The 22,257-nt window shown below is 72.3% G+C and carries 19 protein-coding genes; 5 read left to right on the forward strand and 14 right to left on the reverse strand.

What is annotated here, in order from left to right; translation table 11 throughout:
- Positions 1–113: 113 nt before the first annotated feature.
- The 6 genes from AB0O01_RS06605 to AB0O01_RS06630 form a co-directional block, all read right to left on the reverse strand.
- Positions 114–896: a hypothetical protein gene (locus tag AB0O01_RS06605; RefSeq protein WP_365311376.1), complete on the reverse strand. Its 783-nt coding sequence runs from the start codon at positions 894–896 to the stop codon at positions 114–116.
- A 137-nt stretch (positions 897–1,033) separates the two neighbouring features.
- Entirely contained in the window at positions 1,034–1,474 is a 441-nt protein-coding gene (locus AB0O01_RS06610; RefSeq protein WP_365311377.1) for a hypothetical protein, read from the reverse strand.
- A gap of 159 nt (positions 1,475–1,633) precedes the next feature.
- Positions 1,634–2,350, reverse strand: a complete 717-nt coding sequence (locus tag AB0O01_RS06615; protein ID WP_365311378.1) for a response regulator transcription factor — start codon at positions 2,348–2,350, stop codon at positions 1,634–1,636.
- A 440-nt stretch (positions 2,351–2,790) separates the two neighbouring features.
- A complete protein-coding gene (locus tag AB0O01_RS06620) occupies positions 2,791–4,554 on the reverse strand; it encodes a PQQ-binding-like beta-propeller repeat protein (protein WP_365311379.1) in 1,764 nt (587 codons plus the stop codon).
- A 91-nt stretch (positions 4,555–4,645) separates the two neighbouring features.
- Positions 4,646–6,514, reverse strand: coding sequence for a PQQ-binding-like beta-propeller repeat protein (locus tag AB0O01_RS06625; protein WP_365311380.1), 1,869 nt, complete (start codon positions 6,512–6,514; stop codon positions 4,646–4,648).
- A gap of 247 nt (positions 6,515–6,761) precedes the next feature.
- Entirely contained in the window at positions 6,762–8,600 is a 1,839-nt protein-coding gene (locus tag AB0O01_RS06630) for an ABC-F family ATP-binding cassette domain-containing protein (RefSeq protein WP_365311381.1), read from the reverse strand.
- A 159-nt stretch (positions 8,601–8,759) separates the two neighbouring features.
- On the opposite strand from AB0O01_RS06630, the gene AB0O01_RS06635 reads away from it, so the two are divergent.
- On the forward strand, positions 8,760–9,359 hold the full coding sequence (locus AB0O01_RS06635) for a Uma2 family endonuclease (RefSeq protein ID WP_365311382.1): 600 nt from the start codon (positions 8,760–8,762) through the stop codon (positions 9,357–9,359).
- A 21-nt stretch (positions 9,360–9,380) separates the two neighbouring features.
- Here the strand turns inward: AB0O01_RS06635 and AB0O01_RS06640 are convergent, their stop codons facing one another.
- The 6 genes from AB0O01_RS06640 to rsmI form a co-directional block, all read right to left on the reverse strand.
- The gene (locus AB0O01_RS06640; RefSeq protein ID WP_365311383.1) at positions 9,381–10,292 is read right to left on the reverse strand and encodes a 4-(cytidine 5'-diphospho)-2-C-methyl-D-erythritol kinase; all 912 of its coding nucleotides are present in this window, start codon (positions 10,290–10,292) and stop codon (positions 9,381–9,383) included.
- Positions 10,293–11,255, reverse strand: coding sequence for a 16S rRNA (adenine(1518)-N(6)/adenine(1519)-N(6))-dimethyltransferase RsmA (gene rsmA, locus AB0O01_RS06645; protein ID WP_365311384.1), 963 nt, complete (start codon positions 11,253–11,255; stop codon positions 10,293–10,295).
- Positions 11,256–11,441: 186 nt separating this feature from the next.
- On the reverse strand, positions 11,442–12,746 hold the full coding sequence (locus tag AB0O01_RS06650; RefSeq protein WP_365311385.1) for a ubiquitin-like domain-containing protein: 1,305 nt from the start codon (positions 12,744–12,746) through the stop codon (positions 11,442–11,444).
- Positions 12,747–12,868: 122 nt separating this feature from the next.
- Positions 12,869–13,825 carry a TatD family hydrolase gene (locus AB0O01_RS06655; protein ID WP_365311386.1) on the reverse strand — a complete coding sequence of 319 codons (957 nt, stop codon included), beginning with the start codon at positions 13,823–13,825 and terminating at the stop codon, positions 12,869–12,871.
- Positions 13,826–13,961: 136 nt separating this feature from the next.
- Complete coding sequence (locus tag AB0O01_RS06660; RefSeq protein ID WP_365311387.1) at positions 13,962–14,372, reverse strand: hypothetical protein; 411 nt, start codon at positions 14,370–14,372, stop codon at positions 13,962–13,964.
- A gap of 233 nt (positions 14,373–14,605) precedes the next feature.
- On the reverse strand, positions 14,606–15,454 hold the full coding sequence (gene rsmI, locus AB0O01_RS06665) for a 16S rRNA (cytidine(1402)-2'-O)-methyltransferase (protein ID WP_365311388.1): 849 nt from the start codon (positions 15,452–15,454) through the stop codon (positions 14,606–14,608).
- 170 nt (positions 15,455–15,624) lie between these two features.
- Between rsmI and AB0O01_RS06670 the strand changes: the two genes are divergently transcribed.
- A complete protein-coding gene (locus AB0O01_RS06670; RefSeq protein WP_365311389.1) occupies positions 15,625–17,397 on the forward strand; it encodes a phospholipid carrier-dependent glycosyltransferase in 1,773 nt (590 codons plus the stop codon).
- Here AB0O01_RS06670 and AB0O01_RS06675 read toward each other — a convergent pair.
- The gene (locus tag AB0O01_RS06675) at positions 17,331–17,492 is read right to left on the reverse strand and encodes a hypothetical protein (RefSeq protein WP_365311390.1); all 162 of its coding nucleotides are present in this window, start codon (positions 17,490–17,492) and stop codon (positions 17,331–17,333) included. The genes AB0O01_RS06670 and AB0O01_RS06675 overlap by 67 nt on opposite strands.
- A gap of 50 nt (positions 17,493–17,542) precedes the next feature.
- Here AB0O01_RS06675 and AB0O01_RS06680 point away from each other — a divergent pair, with 50 nt between their 5' ends.
- The 3 genes from AB0O01_RS06680 (at position 17,543) to AB0O01_RS06690 (ending at position 21,765) form a co-directional block, all read left to right on the forward strand.
- Entirely contained in the window at positions 17,543–17,794 is a 252-nt protein-coding gene (locus tag AB0O01_RS06680; RefSeq protein WP_365311391.1) for a hypothetical protein, read from the forward strand.
- Positions 17,795–18,150: 356 nt separating this feature from the next.
- A complete protein-coding gene (locus AB0O01_RS06685; protein WP_365311392.1) occupies positions 18,151–19,764 on the forward strand; it encodes a penicillin-binding transpeptidase domain-containing protein in 1,614 nt (537 codons plus the stop codon).
- A gap of 309 nt (positions 19,765–20,073) precedes the next feature.
- Entirely contained in the window at positions 20,074–21,765 is a 1,692-nt protein-coding gene (locus AB0O01_RS06690; protein ID WP_365311393.1) for a penicillin-binding transpeptidase domain-containing protein, read from the forward strand.
- Here AB0O01_RS06690 and AB0O01_RS06695 read toward each other — a convergent pair.
- Positions 21,749–22,147 (reverse strand): SsgA family sporulation/cell division regulator, encoded by a 399-nt coding sequence (locus AB0O01_RS06695; RefSeq protein WP_365311394.1) that lies wholly within the window; start codon positions 22,145–22,147, stop codon positions 21,749–21,751. The genes AB0O01_RS06690 and AB0O01_RS06695 overlap by 17 nt on opposite strands.
- Positions 22,148–22,257: the final 110 nt, after the last annotated feature.

Genomic DNA, 22,257 nt, shown 5'->3' on the forward strand with positions numbered 1-22,257 from the left:
GACGCCCTGCCCGCCGACTGCTTCCACCGAGGTCACTTCACCACAATCAAACAAAGAACACCATGAGGTGTGTTGATTTTGTTGGGGAAGAGGTTCGCTGGGTGGGGCGGGGCTCAGCCGCGCAGTTTGTCCGCCTGGGCGGTGATGAGGGCGGTGGGGAAGGGGGCGTCCTTGCCGGAGTCGACCGCGGCGGCGTTGACCAGGGTGTAGTGGGCGAGGGTGGCTCCGTCGCGGAAGACGAGGCCCTTCCAGGGGGCGTCGACGCCCTCGACCGGGCTGATGACGGTGAACGCGACGGCCTCGTCACCGGCGTCGGGGGCGGTGTCCGCGGTGACCCCGGTGGCGGTCAGCGTCTCTCCGCCGACGGTCCACTCGAAGCCGTCCGTGCAGGCGGTGACGGCGTCGCCGAGCGTCTTCAGCGCGGCTGCGGCGTCGGCGGCGGAGGGGTAGGAGGCGAGGGTGACCATGCCGGTGTTGATGTTCAGATAGTCGGAGGCATCGGCGGCGCCTCCGGTGAACCGGCGGTGGGTGGTGGCGTCCGCCGTGCCGAGGGTGGCTCCGGCGATGGTGCGGCCGACGGGGGCGCAGTCCTCGCCGGTGACCTTCGCGGCCTCGGCGGCGGAGACGTCCGACTCCGGTGCCTCAGCGACCGTGTAGTTGTCGAGGTCGGCCTCGGTGAGGGAGGCCGTCTCCAACTGGGCGGGGGTGAGGGGGGTTGCCTCTTCGACGGCGGCGGGCTTGGCGGTGGCGGTGGCGGTGGCCGTGCCGTCCCCGCTCTTCTCCTCGGCATCACCGGAACCGGAGCCGCCGCAGGCGGTGAGGAGGGTGAGGGAGAGGAGGGCGGTGGCGGCGAGGGTGGTGCGGGGGTGGCGGTGGCGTATGCCGGGTCTGTGCATGGGGTGCGGTGTTCGCTTTCTCTGTGGTGCGGGGGTGGCTGACGTGGCGTCAGCCGGGATTTTACTGGGCCGGCTTGGCGAGTTGGGCGGCGATGAGGGTAGGGGGGACGGCGAAATCCAACCTCCCCTACGAGGCGCTACCGATCCCAGCGCGCCCGGAATACAATTCCGTCCTTGATTTCTTCCAGATTTGGTGACTCCTGCATCAGAGGACTCGGCTCGACAGCCGAAATGAAGACCTCGGCCCAGAATACGTAACCTGCAATGACATAATCCTCGGGGTGTTGCGCAGAGATCCTGAAGAGTTTCGCCTCCAACCATTGCCCACCAACTCTCCGTTCCTCGGATCGCAACGCTTCGGGTCCTGCGCCTGAAATCACCAGACCCGAATAGCGGTCAGCCAGCGAAATCCTGGAGACATCCTGAAACAGGACGTCAAAAACCCGCGGGTTCTCTCCGTCGTCACCCCCCAGGAATCCACGGAGGAGGACCTGGCTGTGTCCCACCGCTATGGCCCACGGCCTGAAGTCTCCCTCCAGCTCGAGGGGCAGATCGCCGGTCACCAATTGATACGCCATGAACACTTCTCCTACTCGACGGCCGTGCCGCTGCCGGCCAGGGGGCTCTTCGGCAGCGGGCTCCTCGTTCTTCGCGCCGCCACCGCGTCACCGGATCCTGAGCCGCACCGACGGTGACGACGAGGGCGGTGCGCTGGGCTACCAGGTGTCGAGTTCCTTCTACGGACCCCGCTCCACCCCGTTCTCCGAAGCCCGCCCAGCCGTCGGGTGGAACGGGCCCGCGTGGTCCAGCAGGCCGGTGCGGGCGGCCAGGGCGGCGGCCTCCAGGCGGGAGCCGACGCCGAGTTTCATCAGGACGCGCTGGACATGGGTGCGGGCGGTCGACGGGGCGATGCCCATGCCGGCCGCGATCAGCCGGGTGTCCTCGCCGTCGGCGACCCGGACCAGGACCTCGACCTCGCGCGGGGTGAGCATCCGCAGCAGGCGGCGGCCCTCGTCGTCGGGCTGGGCGGCGGGGTTCAGCAGTTCGCTGAACGCCCCCTGGAGCAGTTGCGGGGCCACCGCCGCCTCCCCGGCGCGGGCCTTCATGATGGCGCGCTCCACGCCCTCTATCCGTTCGTCGTGCCGTACATAGCCGGAGGCGCCAGCCGCGAAGGCCGCCGCGATGCCGCGCGGGCTCGGCACCGGTCCGAGGACCAGCACCGCCACCTGCGGACGCTCCCGCTTGATCTTCGCCACCGGGTCGAAGGTGCCCGGCTCGGCCGGTGTCGCCGTCCCCAGCAGGCACACCTCCGGCGCCCGCGCGATCACCAGTTCCGCCGCGCCCGCGGCGGGTGCCGCCGCGGCGAGCACCCGGTGCCCGCGCAACTTCAGTGCCGAGGCCAGTGCCTCGGCCAGCAGGCGGTGGTCGTCGACCACCATCAGCCGCACTCCCATCGAGAACCCCCCAGTCCCCCCAGTCCCCCCATGGATGCCCACTACGGGTCGTCATCGCTCCCCATGATCGGAGCCCGTGACACCGGGCCCGGGACACCCCTGCTCCTCATGCCCCCGGAAGCTACACGCTTGTTCGACATTGCGCTTCCCCTACCGGAGAGATGTGCCCCGGATCGCTGAAAATCCTCGCATTCGAGGGGGTTGGGCGATACGTGCAGCGGGCCGCCCCTGAGCTGGGGCGGCGTGGAGGGAGGGGTGGGGGGAGGAGTGGAGGGAGGGCGGGCGGGGGCAGGGGGAGGTGAGCGGGGGTGGGTGGGGGCGCGGGTGTGGCGCGCGGTGGGGAGTTCGCGCCGATGCCGGGGGTTCGGCGTCCACCCGGCGACTCCGCCCGGTCCGCCCCCGGCGGGGCCCGGCCCGCCCGCGTCCCCGGCGGGGCCCGGCTACTTCGCGCCGAACCCCAACGCCGTGAAGACCTCCTCGTCCGCCGAGTACGGCCTGCTGATCAGCTTCTTGCCGAGGAACAGGCGTCCGTCGGTGTAGCGCAGTTCCGCCGACGCCGGGACCATCCGGCTGATCGCGTCCCGTACCGACTGGCTGTCCGGGGTCTCCAGGAGGGTGGTCTGCTTCAGCGTGCCGCCGTTCACCGAGACGATCTGGTCGCCCCCGTCGTACGGCCCCTCCTTGTAGGCGAGGAGGTCGCCGCCGTCCATGCGCACCGGGAAGATCGTGTACTCGTCCCCGGCGTCGATACGGTCGCCGGTCGTCTTGCCGGTCTCCAGGGAGAACGCCACGATCTCGTTGGTCCGGCCGTAGTCGCCGCCGGTGTCGTGCTCCTCGGTCGGCACCCACAGTCTGCCGTTGCCGACCACGATCCCGTCGCAGCCGTCGGTGCGGCTGATCTCGCAGCGGTGGCTGTACTCCCCGTCCTTCAGGGCGATCTTGTAGAGCAGTTTGCCGGTGTCGTCGAGGGAGAAGACGTCGGAGGCGCCGGAGGCGGTGATGTCGGCCGAGTCCACGCCGAACACCACCGGCTTGGTGGAGATCACCTTGATGTTCTCCAGCCCGGCCGGGACCTGGTAGCCCCAGGTGACCGCACCCGTCTTCGGGTCGATCACCTGGACCTCGAACTTCTCGCTGCCGTACTCGCCGCACTTGTGGACCGCGACCAACTGCTCCCCGCCCGCGTAGCCGACGTCCGCGCAGTTGCTGACCTTCGGCTGCCACAGCACCTTGCCGCTGGTGAGGTCGAAGGCCGCGCCGCCCGTGAAGCCGCCGCCGACCGCGACCGTGGAGCCGCTGATGCTGGCCTCCGCGAACTCCACCTCGGCGTCATTGATGGTGACGCTCTTGCTCCACAGCTTCTTGCCGCTGCCGACATTGAACGCGGTGATCTGCGTGCACGACTCGTGGTCGCCCTCGCTGTTGCGCTTACGGGTCTCCGAGAGCACCACGCTCGTCCCGTCCCCGGCAACCTGCCGGGCGAACCCGCAGGTCTGGCCGGTGAGCGGCAGGGTCCAGCGCTCGTCGCCGGTGTCCGGGTCGTACCCGACGACCTCGTTCACCCCGCTCTTGGCGTACACCGAGTCCGTCAGCCAGGAACCGGCCACGCTGTCGATCTGGTCGCCCTTCACGGCCGGGGCGGGGATCTGGAAGAGCAGTTCGGCGGCCGGGTCTGAGGGCACGGGCTCGGAGCCCTTCGGGATGCCCCCGCCCTCGTCGCCCTTGTCGCTCTTGTCGCCCTTGTCTTTCTTGCCGCCGTTCGCTCCGCCGGAGGCGGCCGTGTCGTTCCCGCCGTCGCCGCTGGACTGGGAATACCAGACCCCGCCGCCGATGATCAGGGCGATCGCGACGACCGCCGAGACGATGATCGCGACCTGGGCGTTGATCTTCCGGCCGCCACCGGGGCCCTGGCCCGGCGGCGCCGGGTGGAGCGGCACGGTCGTCGGCTGCGGGTAGCCGTACCCGGGGGGCGGCGGCTGGGAGCCGTACGGGTTCGGGGTCGGGTTCGGGTTCGGGGTGGTGTTCGGGGGTGGCTGGTGGCCGGGGTAGCCGTAGCCGGGGTAGCCGTAGCCCGGTTGCTGGGGCGGGGGTGACGGGTAGCCGTAGCCGGGCTGGGGGGGCTGGGGTGGGCCGAAGCCTCCGCCGGGCTGGGGCGGCGGCTCGTTGGGGGGCTGCTGCGGCGGGGGCGGTGGTGGCTGGGTCATCGCGGAGTACCTCGGAACTGGGGAGCGAGCGGAAGGAGAGGCGGGCGGGGACGGGAAGGGCCATACGGTCCGTACGGCCGTACCGCGGCGGCTACTCGCCGTACGCCAGCATCAGCTTCTCCTTGGCGTCGTCGCTGCCGGTCAGCCTGGTCGCGGAGAGGTAGAAGCGGCCGTCCGCCCAGGCCATGTCCCGGGAGAAGAAGCCCGCCTCGACCTCGGCGGCACCGCTCGGGTTCTGGAGCAGCGTGACCGGTTCGCGGTCGTTCCCGGCGATCGGGATGGACACCACCCGGCCGCCCCCGTCGTAGGACGCCCCGACATAGGCGATCAGCTCGCCGTCCTCGATCCGCAGCGGCTGCATCGACCGGTCCGTCGGGGACTCGACCCGCCACTTCTCCTTGCCGTCGGCGAGGCCGATGGCGACGATCTCATTGGCGCCGGTCACGGCCTCGGTCGGCAGATAGAGGGTGTCGGCGTCGGCGGCGACGCCCTGGCAGCCGGTCAGATTGCGCTGGAGGATGGCCCAGTCGCACTCGGGGGCGAAGGTCTCGTCCAGGAGGACCTGGGAGGTGACGGCTCCGTCCGCGCCGAGGACCGAGATGTTCCACTGGTCCTTCTCGTCATGGGTGCTGTAGACCACCAGCGGGTCCACGGAGTAGGTGCGGGCCACCTGCCAGCCGTTGTCGAACCTCTGGGTCCACTTGGCCTTGCCGGTGCGCGGGTCCAGCTCCCGCATCTCGTCGTGCTCGTTCTCGGTCCCGGCGCCGCAGGAGGCGACCTGGAGGAGCCGTCCGCCGCTGCCCGCGAACCCGGAGGGGAAGCAGGTCTCGTCGTAGCGCTTGGCGTCGAAGAGCTTCTTGCCGGTGGTGATGTCGAACGCCGTCCCGGACTGGGAGCGGCCCACCATCAGGGTGTCGCCCGCCACCGAGAGTTCCACACTGAGCGTGGAGTCGAACAGGGCGCCGTCCGGGATCTCGCCCTTCCAGCCCTTCGCGCCGGTGGCCAGGTCGATCTCCTGGAGCTGGTTGCACTTGGCGCGGTCGGTGGAGCCGCTCATATAGGCGACGACGATGGTGTCGTCGGCCGTTTTCTCCGGGGTGACCGCGCAGATCGGCTGCGGGAAGGCGATCGGGTCCCAGGCGGGGGTGCCGTCACCCACGGCGTAGGCGAAGACCTGCTTGTACGCCGCCTTCACCGCCGCCGTGTCGGTGATCCACATCCCGGGGGCGTCGGCGCCGTCACCGGGCGCGTCCGGGGCCTCCTTGTACCAGAGGACCCGGGCGTCACCGTCCTCGCGGCCCTCGTTGAGGTTGTCCGGGTCGGGGCCCGCCTCGCCGTCACCGTCGCCGTCACCCGGGTTGACCGGGTCGTCGGAGGCGGTCGGGCCGGTGTCCCCGCTCTTCTCGGCGACGGGCTCCTTGCCGCCGTCGTCACCCCGGGTGACCGCGAAGACGGTCCCGCCGACCACCAGCAGGACGGCCACGGCCGCGCCGATGATCATCGCGGGCTTGCCCCGGAAGGGGCCTCGGGGGCCGGGGGGTCCGGGGGGCGGTGGGGTGGGCATGCCGGGGGCTCCGCCGGGGGTGCCGGGGTGGGCGCCGGGGGCTCCGGGGTGGGCGCCGGGAGGGCCGGCCGGGTAGCCGTAGCCGGGCTGCGGGTAGCCGTAGCCGGGGGTGGTGTAGGGGCCGGGGGGCGCGTAGGGGCCCGGGGTGGCGTAGGGGCCGGAGGGGCCGGGGGTGGTGCCGGAGGGGTGTGGGGGCTGCGGGGGCTGCTGGGGGTAGCCGTAGCCGGGTGGGGGCTGGGGCGGGGTCTGCGGGGGCTGCCGAGGTGGCGGTGGGGTCTGCGGGGCGGGCTGCGGGGGGCCGAAAACGCCCCCGGGGGGCGGCGGCTGCTGTGGCGGCTGGTCCTGCGGTGCTCCGAAACCGCCCTGCGGCGGCGGCTGATTGGGCGGCTGAGCCATCAGCGTGTTCCCCCTGTTATTGCTGACCTTTTTGGCCACGCCCCGAGGCTCACGAGGGGCCCGGACGTGCGCTCATACAGTTCTCAGACCGGCCCTTTCTATCACCCGGGACGGACATCACAACGGCCCGGCGTCCCCCCTGTTCCCAAGGGAGCACCGGGCCGTGATGGGCCCGTTACGCGTCTTCACGCCCCCTTCACGAGGTGGGTGCCGCGCTCCGGATTCCGCCGGACTCCGCCGGATATCGCTACGCGTCCTCCGCGAGTTCCAGCCATCGCAGCTCCAGTTCGTCGCGCTCGCCGCTCAACGCGCGCAGCTCGGCGTCGAGTTCGGCGACCTTCGCGAAGTCCGTGGCGTGGGCGGCGATCCGGTCGTGCAGGGTGGTCTCCTGCTGGGAGATCCGGTCCAGCCTGCGTTCGATCTTCTGGAGTTCCTTCTTGGCGGCCCGCTGGTCGGCGGCGCTCTTCTCGACGGGGGCGTTCTTCCCGGCGGGGGCCTTGCTGTCGGCGGCGGTGGTGGTGGCGGGCCGGGTGGTGGCGGCGGCCGTCTCCTCCATCCGGCGCCTGCGCTCCAGATACTCGTCGATCCCGCGCGGCAGCATCCGCAGGGCGCGGTCGCCGAGGAGGGCGTAGACGTTGTCGGTGGTGCGCTCCACGAAGAACCGGTCGTGGGAGATGACGATCATCGAGCCGGGCCAGCCGTCGAGGACGTCCTCCAACTGGGTGAGGGTCTCGATGTCGAGGTCGTTGGTGGGCTCGTCGAGGAAGAGGACGTTGGGCTCGTCCATCAGGAGGCGCAGGAGCTGGAGGCGGCGGCGCTCACCGCCGCTGAGGTCGCCGACCGGCGTCCACTGCTTCTCCTTGCTGAAGCCGAAGGTCTCGCAGAGCTGTCCGGCGGTCAGCTCCCGGCCCTTGCCGAGGTCGACCCGCTCGCGCACCTGCTGGACGGCCTCCAGGACCCGCAGGGCGGGGTCGAGTTCGGCGACCTCCTGGGAGAGATAGGCCAGCTTGACGGTCTTGCCGACGGCGATCCGCCCGGCGGCGGGCTGCGTCTCGCCGGCGCTGCGGGCGGCGTCCGCGAGGGCGCGCAGCAGCGAGGTCTTCCCGGCGCCGTTCACCCCGACCAGGCCGATCCGGTCACCCGGGCCGAGCTGCCAGGTGACGTGCTCGATCAGCACCTTGGGCCCGGCCTGGACGCTGATGTCCTCCAGGTCGAACACCGTCTTGCCGAGCCGCGAGGACGCGAACCTCATCAGCTCGCTGCTGTCCCGGGGCGGCGGGACGTCCTTGATCAGCTCATTGGCGGCCTCGACGCGGAAGCGGGGCTTGGAGGTGCGGGCGGGGGCGCCGCGGCGCAGCCAGGCCAGTTCCTTGCGGACCAGATTCTGCCGCTTGACCTCCTCGGTGGCGGCGATGCGCTCGCGCTCGGCGCGGGCGAAGACATAGTCGGAGTAGCCGCCCTCGTACTCGTGGACCGTGCCGCGCTGGACGTCCCACATGCGGGTGCAGACCTGGTCCAGGAACCAGCGGTCGTGGGTGACGCAGACCAGGGCGGCGCGGCGCTCGCGCAGATGGCGGGCGAGCCAGGAGATGCCCTCGACGTCGAGATGGTTGGTCGGCTCGTCGAGGACGATCAGGTCCTGTTCCTCGATGAGCAGCTTGGCGAGCGCGATGCGGCGCCGCTCACCGCCGGAGAGGGGGGCGATGACGGTGTCCAGGCCCTTGGGGAAGCCGGGCAGGTCGAGACCGCCGAAGAGGCCGGTGAGGACGTCCCGCACCTTGGCGTTGCCCGCCCACTCGTGGTCGGCCATGTCGCCGATGACCTCGTGGCGGACGGTGGCGGCGGGGTCGAGGGAGTCGTGCTGGGTGAGGACGCCGAGGCGCAGCCCGCCGGAGTGGGTGACCCTGCCGGTGTCGGCCTCCTCCAGCTTGGCCAGCATCCGGATCAGCGTCGTCTTGCCGTCGCCGTTGCGGCCCACCACGCCGATGCGGTCGCCCTCGGAGACGCCGAGGGAGACTCCGTCCAGCAGGGCACGGGTGCCGTACACCTTGCTGACGTTCTCGACATTGACCAGATTGACGGCCATTTCTCTCCTGCTGCGCGGGGATCGGTCAGCCTTCAAGCGTAGGGCCTGGGTGGGGAGGCGCGGCGCGCGAGGGGGTGATCACTCTTTGTGATGATGAGATCGGGGTTTCGGCGGATACCGTGGAGGGGAGGCAGCAGGCTCTCGTCCATGGGAGGAACCATGACCGCCGAACCCGTACAGCACCGGGAACCTGCCGCGAAGTGGCCGGTACCGCCGCAGGACGGCTACACCGTGGACGACCTGTTCACCTTGAAGGATCTCCCGCCGCATACCGAGTTGATCGACGGGAGCTTGGTCTTCGTGAGTCCGCAGCGCTTTTTCCACTTCCTTGTGATCGAGTTGCTCATGAAGGGACTGGGGCTGAGCCTGCCACCGGATCTGATGCTCGTACGGGAGATGGCCGTACGCCTCAATGACCGCAACGCCCCGGAGCCGGACATCGCGGTGGTCGACAGAGCGGCGCTGACCAGTCTCGACCAGAGTCGCTTCGAGGCGCGGGATGTGCTGCTGGCCGTCGAGGTGGTCTCGCCGGAGTCCGAGTCGCGGGACAGCACGACCAAGCCGCTGAAGTACGCCACCGCCGGAATCCCGCATTACTGGCGCGTCGAGCGGGACCCCGTCACGGACCAGCCGATCGCCCATGTCTACCAGCTCGACACGCTGTCCCGGTCGTATGTGCACATGGGTCTCCAGCGTGACCGCATCAAGGTCGCGGAACCCTATGACATCGACCTGGATCTGACGATCACCAAGCCCTGACGCCCTGAGCGCGTTCCCCGCTCACAGCACCGTCGCCCCCGGCGCCGGTGCTGTTGTCGTCCGTACCGTCCGGCAGACCCCCGTCAGTGCCTCGGCGATGCCCGCCGCCGTGGCGGCGTCGCGGGCGAGGAAGGCCGTGGTGGGGCCGGAGCCGGAGACCAGGGCGGTGAGGGCGCCCGCGGCGCGGCCCGTGGCGAGGGTGTCGGCGAGGGCCGGGAAGAGGGAGAGCGCGGCACGCTGGAGATCGTTGGAGACGGTCGCGGCGAGGGCCTCGGGGTCGCCCTTGGCGAGGGCGGTGAGCAGGGCGGGCGAGGCCACCGGCTCGGGGATGCGGCGGCCCTCGGTCGCGGCGAGGCGGTCGAACTCGCGGAACACCGCCGGGGTGGACAGACCCCGGTCGGCCATGGCGAAGACCCAGTGGAAGGTGCCGCCGACCTCCAGGGGGGTGAGCAGTTCGCCCCGCCCGGTGCCCAGGGCCGCCCCGCCGACCAGGCTGAACGGGACGTCGCTGCCCAGTTCGGCGCAGATGTCGAGGAGTTCGGCGCGGGAGGCGCCCGTGCCCCACAGGGCGTCGCAGGCCAGCAGGGCGCCCGCCCCGTCCGCGCTGCCGCCCGCCATGCCCCCGGCGACGGGGATGTCCTTGGCGATGTGGAGATGGACGGCGGGGACGCGGCCGTACCGCTCGGCGAGGGTGATCGCGGCGCGGGCGGCGAGGTTGGTGCGGTCCAGGGGGACCTGGTCGGCGTCGGGGCCCGCACAGGTGACCCGGAGGTCGTCGGCCTCGGTGACCGTGACCTCGTCGTAGAGGCCGACCGCCAGGAAGACGTTGGCGAGGTCGTGGAAGCCGTCGGGGCGGGCCGCGCCCACCGCGAGCTGCACATTGACCTTGGCGGGGACGCGGACCGTCACGCTGGCGCTCACTCTGGCGCTCACTTACCGGGATTCCTTCTGCTCGGCGGCACGGTGCTGCTCGGCGGTCCCGTGCTCGGCGGTCCGGTGCTCGGCGGTCCCGTGCTCGGCGGCACGGTGCTCGGCGGTTCGGTGCTCGGCGATCCGGGCGAACTCCTCGACCGTCAGGGACTCGCCCCGGGCCTGCGGGGAGACCCCGGCCGCGACGAGGGCCGCCTCCGCCGCCGCCGCGGAACCGGCCCAGCCGGACAGCGCGGCCCGCAGCGTCTTGCGGCGCTGGGCGAACGCGGCGTCCACCACCGCGAACACCTCTGTCCGGGTCGCCGATGTCTTCACCGGTTCGGTCCGCCGGGTCAGGGCCACCAGCCCGCTGTCGACGTTCGGCGCGGGCCAGAAGACCGTGCGGCCGATGGCCCCGGCGCGCTTGACGTCCGCGTACCAGTTGGCCTTCACCGAGGGGACGCCGTACACCTTGGAGCCGGGCGGGGCGGCCAGCCGGTCGGCGACCTCGGACTGGACCATGACCAGGGTGCGTTCGAGGCTGGGGAAGGTGTCGAGCATGTGCAGCAGCACCGGGACGGCCACGTTGTAGGGGAGGTTGGCGACCAGGGCGGTGGGGGCGGGGCCCGGCAGGGCGGTGACCCGCATCGCGTCCGAGTGGACGAGGGAGAAGCGGTCGGCCCGCTCCGGCATCCGCGCGGCGATCGTGGCGGGCAGCGCGGCGGCGAGGACGTCGTCGATCTCGACGGCCGTGACCCGGTCGGCGACCTCCAGCAGCGCCAGGGTCAGCGACCCGAGCCCCGGTCCGACCTCCACCACCACGTCCTCGGGCCGCACCTCGGCGGTGCGGACGATACGGCGGACCGTGTTGGCGTCGATGACGAAGTTCTGGCCGCGCTGCTTGGTGGGCCGGACGCCGAGCGCCGCCGCGAGTTCACGGACGTCGGCGGGGCCCAGCAGGGCGTCGGGGGTGGGGGTGGTGCTCACCGCACCAGGGTACGGGGGTTCCGAGGGGGCGGGATGAGGGCGGGGGTGGGGGGTGGTTGTGTGGCGGGTGTGTGGGTGGGTGAGGGCTGGTTGTGAGGCGGGTGCGGGTGGGTGAGGGCTGGTCGCGACCACGCGGCGGAGCCGCGGATCGAGGGAGCCCCGCGCCCCTGGAAAGCCCCCCGCGGCTCAGCCGCCCAACTGGGTGCCGCAGTGGGGCCATGGGCTTGCGCCCCGCTGGATGTACAGCTTCTTCGCGCGCAGGGTCTGTTCCGCGGCGGGGGCGTCCTGGGGGCGGCCGGTGCCGCCGAGACCCTGCCAGGTCTGGGTGTCGAACTGGTACAGCCCGCCGTACGTCCCGGACGGGTCGACCGCGCCGGGACGGCCGCCGGACTCGCAGACGGCGAGCGCCCGCCAGTCGAGGTGGTCGGCGCCCCGGACCGACACCGGCATCGGCCTGGTCCCCACCCGCACCACCCGCTCGCGCGGCGCGCGCACCACCTCGGAGCCGGTAAGGCGCGGCTTCTGCCGCACCCCGTTGACGGTCCGCACGGCGTAGACGACCCGGCGCAGGCCCGGCTGCCCGGCCTGCTCGATCACCTCCTGGCCCCGGAACAGCGCCGGGTCCGCGGTCCGCCGGACCGCGAACGGGATCTCCTCCTCGGCCACCTCCCGCGACCCGGTGATCCGCAGCACGGTGACACTCTGCCCGTCGCGCGGGAAGCTGCCCGGGGCCACCGAGAGGGCGTCCTCGCCGCGCAGGGTGATCCCGGCGGCGGCCACCGCCTCGCCGACGGTCGCCGCGTTGGTGCGGACGGTCCGGGCGCGGCCGTCGGCCATGACGGTGACCGCGCGTTCGGTGCGGATGTCCAGCGCGAGTCCGGCGCGGGGGATGGCCCGGGAGCGCGCGGCGGAGAGATACGCGCCCTCCGCGCGGATCCCGAGCTGCCCCAGGGCCTCGCCGACCGTGCGCCCGGTCGTCCACACCTCGTGGCGGCGGCCGTCGAGGGTGAGCCGGATCGGGCGGCCGTGGCGGACGGCGATCTCGTCGCCGCTGGTCAGATGGGTGCCGGGGGCCGGGGTCACCCGGTCGTGGGGGCCGATCTCGACGCCCTGGTCGGCGAGGAGTTCGGTGACGTCGGCGGCGAAGGTGTGCAGCTCGCGGGGGTGTCCGTCGACGGTCAGCTCGACCGCCTTGTCCTGGGCGACGAACGCGGTGGTGCCCCCGGCGAGGAAGGCCATGACCAGCGCGCGGGGCAGCAGTCGCCGGACGGTGCCCTCGGCGGTGCCGGGACCGCCGGTGCTTTCAGCGCCGGTCCGTGTCCGGCGGCGGTGGGCCGCCGATCGCCGGGGACCCGCCGTCCCCGGCTGCTGCGGGAAGGGCGGGACCGAGGGGGCGGCGGCGTGGCCGTCCGGCTCGGCGTCCCCGTAGGGGTGGGGGTGGGGGTACGGGTCGGTGTACGGGTTCGCGTACTCGTACTGCTGGCTGCTCACGCCGACACGCTCCTGGGGCCTGGGCGTTCCTGCCCTCGGGGCCGGACGGGTCCGGCTCGGGCCCCCAGAACGTAGCGGAGCGACCGTCACTCTCCAAAGCGGCGCGGCTACGCCCCGTGTCCTCAGTAGGCGAAGGCGCGGGCGGTGTTGGCGGCGAGGGCGGTCGCCAGCTCGTCCTCCCCGACGCCCCGCACGGCGGCCATCGCGCGGACCGTGACCGGAATGAGATAGGGGGCGTTGGGCCGTCCGCGGTACGGGGCCGGGGTCAGGAAGGGGGCGTCGGTCTCCACCAGCAGCAGCTCCGGCGGGGCGACGGCGACCGCGTCGCGCAGGTTCTGGGCGTTCTTGAAGGTGACGGTCCCGGCGAAGGACATGAAGTAGCCCGCGCGGGCGCAGATCTCGGCCATCGCGGCGTCGCCGGAGTAGCAGTGGAAGACGGTCCGCTCGGGGGCGCCCTCCTCCTTGAGGATGCGCAGGACGTCGGCGTGGGCGTCGCGGTCGTGGATGACGAGGGCCTTGCCGTGGCGCTTGGCGATCTCGATGTGGGCGCGGAACGAGCGCTCCTGGGCCTCCTTGCCCTCCGGCCCGGTGCGGAAGTGGTCGAGGCCGGTCTCGCCGACCGCCTTGACCGCGTCCAGCGCGGCGAGCCGGTCGATCTCGGTGAGCGCGTCGTCGAGGGCGGTGTCGCCGCCGGGGGTGCGGGCGCCCTGCCGGGACCAGCCGTCGGGGTCGCCGTGCACGATCCGGGGTGCCTCGTTGGGGTGGAGGGCGACGGCGGCGTGGATGTCGTCGTACGCCGCGGCGGTCTCGGCGGCCCAGCGGGAGCCCTTGAGGTCGCAGCCGACCTGGACGAGCGTCGTGACGCCGACCGACGCGGCGGCGGCGAGGGCCTCCTCGACCGTGCCCGACTGCATGTCGAGGTGGGTGTGCGAGTCGGCGACCGGGACGCGCAGCGGCTGCGGGGGCGGCGGGGCGGCGTCCTCACCGGGAGCGCGGGAGGCGCGCGGGGCACGGGAGGTACGCGATGCGCGGGAGGTGCGGGATCCGCGGGATGAGGCTCCGGAGGCGTTCGAAGACATGTCCCGATCCTACGAAAGCGCCGGGCCGGGCCGGGACGAGTGGGGACCGGTGGGGATGGGTCGGGGATGGGCGCGGGCAGCCGTCGGGCCCGGCGGGGGAGGCCGTCCGCCGGGCCCGAACGAGGGAGGGCCGGGGCTAGCTGGCCCGGCGGTGGAAGGGGTGCAGGAGGTCGGAGAGGTGCCAGTGGTGGTGGTCGCGGCGCGGGGTGCCGGGTACGTCGTCGGTCCCGTCCGCCGGGGCGGGCGGGGCCGGGCGGGCGGTGCCGCGTCGCGCCGCCTCCCGTACGCCCGAGACCCGGCCGGCCGCCATGATCCGCAGCACATGGCCGTCGCAGTTGGCGCAGGTCGGCCGGTTCAGCGGGGACGGCACGACCTGGCCGTCCGCCACGTACAGCACGAAGGCGCGGCCGTCGGCGTCCGTGTGGTGCTCTATCGCGTACGACTGCTCCCAGCCGTGCCCGCACCTCATGCAGGCGAAGGAGTAGGACTCGTGGACGACGGTGTCCGCCGCGCTGCGGAGGCCGGTGTGCCCTGCGATCTCGCTCATGCCAGCTCCTGTGGTGTCCGCTGGTCCGTCGGGGACGGGTACGTCCTCCAGACCAGAGAACGCCTCCCCGGGCCCCGATGCACCCACCCTGCCGAGAGTTGGCCACGGCTTGGCCGTTCCTTGCCGAAACCCCCGGAGGAGGTCCCTCCACTTTGCCGAAGCGTGGACCGGGGCGGCGTCAGGGATGCGTCAAGACGGGTGTGAGCGGCGGGCGGCCCTTCGTGTCGGCCCCCTCAGGGCGTCCCCTGCTTCGCCGCCACCACCGCGTCGAAGACGACCCGCTTCGGCACCCCCGCCTCCACGGCCACCGCCGCGATGGCCTCCTTGCGCCGCTCCCCCGCCTCCTCCCGCACCCGCACCCGCCGCACCAGTTCCTCCGGGCCGACCTCCGCCCCGGACCGCTCCGGCACCCCCTCCACCACCACGGTGATCTCCCCGCGCACCCCCTGCGCCGCCCACTCCGCCAGCTCGGCCAGCGGGCCGCGCCGCACCTCCTCGTAGGTCTTGGTCAGCTCCCGGCAGACCGCGGCCCGCCGCTCGCCGCCGAAGACCTCGGCCATCGCGGCGAGGGTGTCGTCGAGGCGGTGCGGGGCCTCGAAGTAGACGAGGGTGCGGCGCTCGGCGGCGGACTCCCGCAGCCGGGACAGCCGCTCCCCGGCCTTGCGCGGCAGGAACCCCTCGAAGCAGAACCGGTCCACCGGCAGCCCGGACAGCGCGAGCGCGGTGAGCACGGCGGACGGCCCCGGCACCGCGGTGACCCGGACGTCCCGCTCGACGGCCGCCGCGACCAGCCGGTACCCGGGGTCGGACACCGACGGCATCCCGGCGTCCGTCACCAGCAGCACCCGCGCCCCGCCGGTCAGCTCCTCCACCAGTTCCGGGGTGCGGGCGGCCTCGTTGCCCTCGAAGTAGGACACCACCCGGCCCCGGGGGGTCACCCCGAGGGCCTGGGTCAGCCGGCGCAGCCGCCGGGTGTCCTCGGCGGCGATCACATCGGCGCCCGCCAGTTCCTCGGCCAGCCGGGGCGGGGCGTCCGCGGTGTCGCCGATGGGGGTGCCCGCCAAAACAAGGGTTCCAGTCACGCCCCCCATCCTCCCAGCCCGCCCAGCCCTCCCGGGCGCCCTCCCGCGCACCGCAGCGACCACCGGGAACGGGGAGCGGCGACCACCGGGAACGGGAAGCATTCCCGCCCATATCCCCCCATCCCACCCATGCGCGGGACTCCCACAGCCCCGTTCCCTACGATGGCGCGGTGACCAGTACCGCGTCCTCCGCGTCCTCCGCGCCCTCGACGGACACCCGGCATGACGAGGCCCCGCCCGACCAGCGGCCCGCGTGGCCGCAGCGGCTGCGCCGTTTCGGCTACACGGGGCGGAGTGACGACGGCGATCCGGGGGACGTCCGGGAGCGGCTGGTGCCGCCGTACGCGGAGCCCGGACCGCGGCTGTGGGCGGCGCTCGGGATTCCCCACGAGCGCGCCACCCGGCTGGTCCGCTGGGCCGGCTGGGGCGGTCCGCTGCTGGTCACGCTGTTCGCGGGGGTGCTGCGGTTCTGGAACCTGGGCAACCCGAAGGCGGTGATATTCGACGAGACGTACTACGCGAAGGACGCGTGGGCGCTCGTCCACCGCGGGTTCGAGGTCAACTGGGACAAGAACGTCAACGACCTGATCCTGAACTCCGGCGGCAACGTCCCGATCCCCACCGACGCGGCCTATGTGGTGCATCCGCCGGTCGGGAAGTATGTCATCGGGCTGGGCGAGCTGATGTTCGGGTTCGATCCGTTCGGCTGGCGGTTCATGACGGCGGTGCTGGGCACCCTGTCGGTGCTGCTGATCTGCCGGATCGGGCGTCGGCTGCTGCGCTCGACCTTCCTCGGCTGTGTGGCGGGGGCGCTGCTGGCGGTGGACGGGCTGCACTTCGTGATGAGCCGGACGGCGCTGCTGGACGGTGTGCTGATGTTCTTCGTGGTCGCCGCCTTCGGCTGTCTGGTGGTGGACCGGGACAAGGCGCGCGCCCGGCTGGCCGCCGCGCTGCCGGTCGACGCGGACGGGCGGGTCCGGCCGGACGCGTACATCGCCGACACCGCCCGGCTGGGGCTGCGTCCGTGGCGGTGGGCGGCCGGGCTGATGCTGGGCCTGGCGGTCGGCACCAAGTGGAACGGCCTCTATGTGCTGGTCGCGTTCGCGGTGCTGACGGTGCTGTGGGACGTCGGCGCCCGCAAGGTGGCGGGGGCCCGGCACCCGTATCGGGCGGTCGTCAAGTACGACCTGGGCCTGGCGTTCGTCGCCCTGGTGCCGGTGATGGTGGTGACGTACCTCGCGTCCTGGATCGGCTGGATCCTCTCGCCGACGGACGGCACGGGCGGCTACTACCGCAACTGGGCGGCCACCGACGGCCGCGACAGCTCCTGGTCCTGGCTGTTCCCGGACTGGCTGCGCAGCCTGTGGCACTACGAGACGCAGGTCTACCAGTTCCATGTCGACCTGGACTCCCCCCACACCTACCAGTCCAACCCGTGGAGCTGGCTGGTCCTGGGCCGCCCGGTCTCCTACTTCTACGAGTCCCCCGCCCCCGGCGCCGACGGCTGCCCGGCGGACGCGGGAGAGAAGTGCGCCCGCGAGGTACTGGCGCTGGGCACGCCGATGCTGTGGTGGGTGGGGATCTTCGCGCTCGCCTATGTCCTGTGGCGCTGGTTCTTCCGCCGCGACTGGCGCGCGGGCGCCATCGCCTGCGCCATCGCCGCCGGGTACGCCCCCTGGTTCCTGTACCAGGAGCGCACGATCTTCCTCTTCTACGCGGTCGTCTTCATCCCGTTCCTGTGCCTGGCCGTGGCGATGCTCCTCGGCGCGCTGATCGGCCCACCCCGCTCCACGGACACCCGCAGAGTCGCGGGCGCGACCGGCGCGGGCGTCCTGGTCCTGCTCATCGCCTGGAACTTCATCTACTTCTGGCCGATCTACACCGGGCAGTCGATCCCGATCGACGACTGGCGGTCACGGATGTGGCTGGACACCTGGGTGTAGTCGCGGGTGCGGCCGTAGGTGTGGCTGTAGATGTGGCCGTAGGTGCGGCTGTAGATGTGGCCGTAGCTGTGGTCGGCCGTATGGACGGCGTTCAACCGCGCCCGGTACCAAGGGAGTCGGAGACCATGCGACTCAGGGGGATGCCATGCGGGGTGCCGGAGGGCGGCGGGCGGTTGTGGGGGCCGGGACGGCGATCGCGGGGGTGCTGCTGCTCGCCGGGTGCGCCGATCGCAGCGAGGTGGTCACCTGGACCGATGAGCACGGGCGGGCCTGTACCGGCGTCGCGGTGGTCGACGCCGACGGGGACCGGGAGATCAGCAGCATCGACTGCGAGTATCCGCCCGCGGGCCGCACGCCGGGCCCCTCGACCTGGAAGCCGCTGCCGAACTCGGACTAGCCGCTGAGGCATTCGGCACACCCGACGCCCTCCCGGCACAGGCCCGACGCCCTCCCAGCACGGGCCCGCCGCGCACCCGGCACGGGCCCGGCACAGACCCGGTACGCACCCGGGCACGGGCCCGGCGCAGACCCGGTACGCACCCGGGCACGGGCCCCGCACCGGCCCGATAGGTGCCCTATGCACCAGCTTCATGTCTCTGTTCTGCCACCGTCCGGCAACAGGCGTCACAATTCGCCCTCCCGGCACCTACAGTTCGACACGCCCGGCCGTCTGAACGCGTTCAGAATGTCCGCGTGCCGCCGCCGGGGCAGAGCAGCAGGGGAACCGAACGGGGAAACGGGGAGGGCCGCGTCATGCGCAAGGGGGTCAAGGGAGCCGTCGTGGGGACGGTGTTCGCCGGGATGGTGGGCGCCGCCGGATACGGGGCGTACAACGTCGTCTCGGCGATGGGCGGCGACGGCTCGGGCGGGTCCGAGGTGAGAACCGGCCCCCCGAGCGCCGACGAGATCGAGGAGACCAGCGCCGACTTCTTCGCGGCCTGGGAGAAGGGCGACGGCACGGCCGCCGCCGCGCTCACCAACAACGCCTCCGTCGCCGCCCCGGTCCTCAACGCCTTCGGGCAGGAGGCCCGTATCACGGACGTGGCGATCACCCCCGGCACCGCCACCGGCGCCACCGTCCCGTACACGGTGAAGGCAACGGTGTCATACGACGGCACGAGCAAGCCGCTCGCCTACGACAGCACCCTCACCGTCGTCCGCGGCAAGACCACCGGCAAGGCGCTCGTCGACTGGGAGCCGTCGGTGGTGCATCCGGACCTCAAGGACGGCGACACCCTGATGACCGGGCCCTCGGCGCAGCCCCCGATCGAGGCGGTGGACCGCGACGGCGAGGTCCTCACCGCGAAGGAGTACCCCTCGCTCGGCCCGATCCTGGACGAGCTGCGCGCCAAGTACGGCGACCGGTCCGGCGGCACCCCGGGCGTCGAGCTGGCGATCCGGCACACCGCGACCGGCGCCGCCGACACCCCGCTGCTCACCGTCGCCGAGGGCGAGCCGGGCCGGCTGACCACCACCCTCAGCGCGAGCGCGCAGGCCGCGGCCGAGAAGGCGGTCGGCGCGTACGACGAGTCGTCGGTGGTCGCCGTCCGGCCCAGCACCGGCGAGGTGCTGGCCGTCGCCAACAACCGGGCCGACGGCTGGAACGCGGCGTTCCTGGGCGAGGTCGCGCCCGGCTCCACCATGAAGATCATCACCGCCGCCACGCTCATCGACTCCGGGCTGACCACCGAGCAGGGCCCCGCGCCCTGCCCGGACACGGCGATGTGGGAGGGCCAGACCTTCAACAACCTGGAGACCCTGGAGCCCGATGAGGGCGCGACCCTGGCGGACACGTTCGCCCGCTCCTGCAACACCGGTTTCATCAAGTACACCGACGACCTGGACGCCGACTCGGTGACCCGGGAGGCGGAGGAGCGGTTCGGGCTCGGGAAGGACAACTGGAAGACCGGCATCCCGTCCTTCGACGGTTCGGTCCCGGCGGTCGAGGGGCCGGACAAGGCGGCGAACCTCATCGGCCAGGGGCAGGTGCAGATGAGCCCGCTGAACATGGCGTCCGTGACGGCGACGGCGAGCACCGGGACGTTCCGGCAGCCGGTGATCGTGCCGCGGTCCCTGGACGACCGTGAACTCGCCACCGCGAAGGGGCTGTCGGCCGGGACGGTCGCCCAGCTCCGCTCGATGATGAACCGCACGGCGGTCAGCGGGTCGGGCGCGGCGGCGATGGCGGGGCTGGGCGGGGACATCGGGGCGAAGACGGGGTCGGCGGAGGTGGACGGCGCCGAGAAGGCGAACAGTTGGTTCACCGGGTACCGCGGGGACATCGCGGCGGCGGCGATGGCGGAGGGCGGCGGCCGGGGCGGCGACGCGGCGGGCCCGATCGTGGCATCGGTACTCCGGGCGGGTTAGAGGGGTCGGGGGATTCCCTCTTGGTTCCGGCGGGCGCAGCGGCTTTTCAGGGGCGCTGGGGGTACCCCCTCTGGGGGTGGAACTGCGCGACCAGCCCCCACCCACCCGCACCGGACGAACAACCGACGCCCCGTCACATCCCGCCCCCCGACGGAGTCGTACCGCACAGGTCGGGACTCTAGGGTGGTGCACTCGTTGGCAACAACGACACGGCAACAACGACACGGCATCGCCGCCACTGCGTCGCCGCCACGGCAGAAGCACGCAGCGCAAGCACACCGCGGAACGAAGAATGAGGTCGGAACCAGCGTGGGCAACAGAAGGCACGTCGCCGAGCGACGAAGGACGACCCGCCCCTCCCTCATCGGCGGCATGGTCGCCGTGGTCGTCGGCGGAGCCGGTCTCGGTGTCTACGCCCTCTACGGCGGTGCCGCCGCCGAGGACACCCTCGTGTCCGGCGCGGGCGAGCGCGCCGAGCCGGAGCGGACCGGCCCCCTCTCCGCCACCGAGATCACCACCGCCGCCGAGACCTTCCTCACCGCCTGGCAGCGGGGCGATGTCATCGCCGCGGCCTCCGCCACCAACGACGGCCCCGCCGCCAAGGCGCTCCTCACCGGCTACGCCGGGGAGGCCGGGATCGGCGATCTCACCCTCACCCCGGGCACCCGCCGGGGCGACGAGGTCCCGTTCACGGTGAAGGGCACGGTCACCTCGCCCAAGACCGAGACCCGCCCCGAGGTCAGCAAGCCCCTCTCCTACTCCAGCACCCTCACCGTCATCCGCCGCGCGGGCGACGGCACCCCCCTGGTCGACTGGAGTTCCGCGGTCCTGCACCCCGAACTCCAGGACGGCGACACCCTCGTCACCGGGGCGGCCGGCACCCCGCCGGTCAAGGCGCTGGACCGGGACGGCGGTGAGCTGACGGTCGAGAAGTACCCGTCGCTGGGCCCGGTCCTGGACGGACTGCGGGAGAAGTACGGCAAGACGGCCGGCGGCACCGCGGGTATCGAACTGCGGGTGGTGCGCGGCAAGGAGTCGAAGAAGAAGGACGCTTCGGACAAGACCCTGCTGGAGCTGAGCGAGGGCACACCGGGCACGGTGGAGACCACGCTCAGCCCGGAGTTGCAGGCCGCGGCGGAGGAGCAGGTGGCGAAGAGGGCCAAGTCGTCGGTGGCGGTGATCAAGCCGTCGACCGGTGAGATCCTGGCCGCCGCCAACGCCAACCCGAACTTCAACACCGCCTTCCAGGGCTCGCTGGCGCCGGGCTCCACGATGAAGGTGATCACCGCCTCGCTGCTGATCGACAAGGGGCTCGCGTCGATGGACAAGGAGCACCCCTGCCCGAAGTACTTCACCTACGGCAACTGGAAGTTCCAGAACCTGGACGAGTTCGAGATCAAGGACGGCACGTTCCGGACGAGTTTCGCGCGGTCCTGCAACACCGCCTTCATCAGCCAGGCGCCGAAGCTGAAGGACGACGATCTGACCAAGCAGGCCCAGCAGGTGTTCGGCCTGGGGCTGAACGACTGGGCGATCGGGGTGCCGTCCTTCGACGGCTCGGTGCCGGTGCAGTCGGACGCGCAGATGGGCGCCTCGCTGATCGGCCAGGGCGGGGTGCGGATGAACCCGCTGAACATGGCGTCGGTGTCGGCGACCGTCAAGGAGGGCGCCTTCCGCCAGCCGTATCTGGTCGACCCGTCGGTGGACGGCCGCACCCTGGCGACCGCCTCGCGCACGATGTCCGCCGGTACGGCGGGCCAGTTGCGCGAGCTGATGGGCTACACCGCGTCCTCCGGCACGGCGGCCGAGGCGATGGCCGGGGTGACCGGTGACGTCGGCGCGAAGACCGGGTCGGCGGAGGTCGACGGCCAGAAGAAGCCCAACGGCTGGTTCACGGCGTACCGGGGTGATCTGGCGGCGGCCGGGGTGGTCCAGCAGGGCGGGCACGGCGGCTCGACGGCGGGCCCGATGGTGGCGGCGCTGCTCAAGCTGGGCGGCTGATCCGCGTCACCGCGGCGGGTGCCGGTGCCGGTGCCGGTGCCCCCGCCAGATAGGTCCGCCGCAGGAACCGCATCAGCGTCTTGGCGTCGAACTGCACCACCGACACGCCCTGCGCGGAGTGGAACTCGACCACGGCCTGGACCCGGCCGCACGGCCAGACCCTGACCTCGCCCGCCTCGGCGGGTTCCCGCAGCCCCTGTTCCAGCAGGGTGCGGTCGAAGGTCCACTCGTGCGGTCCGGGCGGGCCCGGCAGCCCGATCCGGACCGACAGCGGGTCGGCCTCGGGGTCGTAGCGCAGCACGACGGGAACGGCGTCGGGCTCATCGGGGATGTCGGTGTCGGTGACGATATGGGCTCGCGCGTACTGCTCGACTGCGGACATCGGACGGCCCCTTTACCCAGCGTGACCTGTGTGAAAGCTGTGCAATCCCGCCCCTTCTCCAATGTCGCACATTTTCCTGACACCACCCCCGGAGAGACTCCCTCCGGAAC

The organism is Streptomyces sp. NPDC093252, assembly GCF_040683675.1.
Lineage (GTDB): Bacteria > Actinomycetota > Actinomycetes > Streptomycetales > Streptomycetaceae > Streptomyces.